We start from the raw sequence: 3,692 nt of genomic DNA on the forward strand, positions 1-3,692 counted from the left end.
GACCTCACCACCCCCCAATACTGGGTAAACCACCTCCGCGAAGCCGTCCGATTCCACGACGGCATACGGTCGTTGCAGGAACACGGCGTGACGACTTTCCTGGAAATCGGTCCGGACGCGGTACTCACCGCCATGGCACGCGATTGCGTCGTCGAGGTCGAAGAGGACGACGAGCCGATCGCGTTCGTGGCCACGGCGCGCAAGAACCGCCCGGCGGCCAGGACTTTGGCGGAGGCGCTGTCGGCGCTGTGGGTTCGCGGTACCGCCCCGGACTGGGAGAAGTACCTCGGCGGTGCGGGCGCGAGCCACGCCGACCTGCCGACGTATCCCTTCCAGCACCGGCACTACTGGCTGCGGGGCGACGCGAGCCGCACCCGGGACACCGCCGTGGCGGGTCTCGGCCTGGGCTCGGCCGGCCATCCGCTGCTCGGCGCGGCCGTCTCGCTGGCGGGCGCCGAGGGGCTGTTGCTCACCGGCCGGCTCTCCCTCGGCACGCACCCCTGGCTGGCCGACCACGCGGTGCTCGGCACCGTGGTGTTCCCGGGCGCGGCCGTGGTGGAGTTGGGCCTGCGGGCCGGCGAGAAGGCCGGGTGCGAGGTCCTGGAGGAGCTGACGCTGGAGGCACCCCTGGTGCTGCCCGCGTCGGGGGCTCTTCAGGTGCAGGTCGCGGTGGGCGCGCCGGACGCGTCGGGCCGCTGCACGTTCGGTGTGTACTCGCGAGCCGAGGACGACTCGCAGGAGCAGCCGTGGCTGCGCAACGGCGCGGGAATGCTGGCGCCCGGCGAGCTGGGCTCGGCCGGTCCGGACTGGGACCTGACCATCTGGCCGCCGCAGGGCGCGCTGACGGAGGACCTCACGGGGTGGTACGACGCGCTGGCCGAGCGGGGCTTCGGGTACGGTCCGTCGTTCCAGGGACTGCGTGCGGTGTGGCGGCGGGGCACCGAGGTCTTCGCCGAGGTCGCGCTGCCGCCCGAGCAGGAGCAGCAGGCCGCCGCGTTCGGACTGCACCCGGCGCTGCTGGACTCCGCGCTCCACGCGATCGAGCTGGGGGTCCTCCCGGCGACGGGCGAGCCGCGGCTGCCGTTCGCCTGGAGCGGGGTCCGGCTGCACGCCTCGGGTGCGTCCGTGGCGCGGGTGCGGCTGACGTCGTCGGCCGCGAACACGGTGTCGCTGCTGATCGCCGACGAGACCGGCCGTCCGCTGGCCGAGGTCGAGTCCCTGGCCCTCCGGGAGGTCGGCGCCGAGCAGTTGCGGAGCGCCTCCCGCACCGCGCCGCACGACGCGCTCTTCCGGGTGCAGTGGACTCCGCTGCCGACCGGCTCCGACAGCCGCGCCGGACGATGGGCGGTCATCGGGGACGGCGGAGCGGAGTTCGCGCCGGACGACGCGTTCGCCGATCTGGACGCGCTGGGCGCGGCTGTCGCGGCCGGCCGCCCGGCACCGGACCTCGTGCTGGCCCTGCTGCCCCCGCAGCCGGACGCCGACGGCCCCGGCGACGAGGGACCCGACGCGGTGCGGGCCGCGACCCACCAGGCGCTGGCGCTGACTCAGGCGTGGCTGGCCGACGCGCGGTTCGAATCGGCCCGGCTGGCCGTGGTCACCCGCGGCGCGGTGGCGACCACCGGCGAGGAGGACGTACGCAACCTTCCGCACGCCGCGGTCTGGGGCCTGCTCCGGACGGCGCAGACCGAGAACCCGGACCGCCTGCTGCTGATCGACCTCGACCGCGCCGACTCCGAGGGGCCAGGCAGCGGGACCTCGGCCGAGAACGCGCTGGGCCTCGCCGGGGCTGTCGCCTCCGGGGAGCCGCAGGTGGCGGTCCGGGCCGGCGGTCTCCTCGCCCCCCGGCTGGCGCGCATGGGCGTCCCGGCGGACGGCACCGGCCCGTGGGGACCGGAGGGAACCGTACTGATCACCGGCGCCACCGGCGCGCTGGGCGGCCTGATCGCCCGGCACCTGGTGACCGAGCACGGCGTACGCCATCTGCTGCTGACCAGCCGTCGCGGTTCGGCCGCTCCGGGCGCGAGCGAGCTGGCCGCCGAACTGACCGCGCTGGGCGCCGAGGTCACCATCGCCGCCTGCGACGCCGCCGACCGGGTCGCCCTGGCCGGGCTGCTCGCCTCGATCCCCGCCGAGCAGCCGCTGACCGGCGTGGTGCACGCGGCCGGCGTGCTCGACGACGGTGTCTTCGACTCCCTCACGCCCGAGCGCCTCGACCTGGTGCTGCGGCCCAAGGCCGACGCGGCGTGGAATCTGCACCAGGCCACCCGTGACCTCGATCTGACCGCCTTCGTCCTCTTCTCCTCGGTCGCCGGCATCTACGGCACCGCGGGCCAGGGCAGTTACGCGGCCGGCAACGCCCTGCTGGACGCGCTCGCCCAGCACCGCGCGGTCCGCGGTCTCCCGGCCACCTCGCTGGCGTGGGGGCTGTGGGCCGACGGCGGCGCGATGACCGCGGGTCTCGGCGCGGCCGACAAGGGCCGGCTGGCCCGTACCGGCATCGCCGCGCTGGACCCGGCGCAGGGCCTGGAGCTGTTCGACGCCGCGCTGACCGTCGATGCCTCCTGCGCCGTCCCGATGGCGCTGGACCTCGACGCCCTTCGCGCGGCCGAGACCGGCATCCCCCCGCTGCTGCGCGGCCTGGTCCGCGCACCGGCCCGCCGTGCCGCGCGGGCGGCCGAAGGCGCCACGGCCGGCAGCCAGCTCCTGCAGCGGCTGCTCGGCCGTACCGAGGCCGAGCAGAGCCAGATCCTGCTGGACCTGGTCAGGGCCGAGGTCTCGGCCGCGCTCAACTACGACAGCACCGAGACGGTGGACGAACGCCGCGGATTCCGTGACCTGGGCTTCGACTCACTCACCGCGGTCGAACTGCGCAACCGCCTCAACACCCTGACCGGGCTGCGGCTCCCGGCCACCCTCGTCTTCGACCACCCCAACACGGCCGCGCTCGCCGAACTGCTGCGGACCGAACTCGGCGGCCCGGTCCAGGACGCCTCCGCGGGCGAGGACCGCACGACGGCCGGACCGGTGGGGACGGAGGACGACCAGATCGCGATCGTCGGTATGAGCTGCCGCTTCCCGGGCGGGGTCGGCTCTCCGGAGGATCTGTGGGAGCTGGTGGCCGCCGGCGGCGACGCGATCTCGGGCTTCCCGGCCGACCGGGGCTGGGACCTGGAGAACCTCTACGACCCCGACCCGGAACGGCCCGGAACGTCCTACGCGCGTGAGGGCGGTTTCCTGCACGACGCGGGTGAGTTCGACGCGGAGTTCTTCGGCATCTCACCGCGTGAGGCCTTGGCGATGGACCCGCAGCAGCGACTGCTGCTGGAGACCTCCTGGGAGACCTTCGAGCGGGCCGGCATCGACCCCGCCACCCTGCGCGGCAGCCGGACCGGCGTCTACGCCGGCGTCATGTACCACGACTACGCGAGTCGGCTCGCCACCATGCCGGGCGATCTCGAAGGCTATCTCGGCACCGGGAATACCGGCAGTGTGCATTCCGGTCGGGTGTCGTATGTGTTCGGTCTTGAGGGCCCGGCGGTCACGGTGGACACCGCCTGCTCCTCCTCGCTGGTGGCTCTTCACCTGGCGGTGCAGGCGCTGCAGGCAGGTGAATGCACCCTCGCACTGGCCGGCGGCGTGACCGTCATGTCCTCCCCCGGCACCTTCGTCGAATTCAGCCGCCAACGCGG

Annotated in this window: 1 protein-coding gene; it reads left to right on the forward strand. The window is 74.3% G+C overall.

Going from position 1 to position 3,692, the window contains the following annotated elements:
* On the forward strand, window positions 1-3,692 hold a 3,692-nt coding region (locus ACFO3J_RS32445), incomplete at both ends, for a type I polyketide synthase (protein ID WP_386437283.1).

The organism is Streptomyces polygonati (genome assembly GCF_042650325.1).
GTDB lineage: Bacteria > Actinomycetota > Actinomycetes > Streptomycetales > Streptomycetaceae > Actinacidiphila > Actinacidiphila polygonati.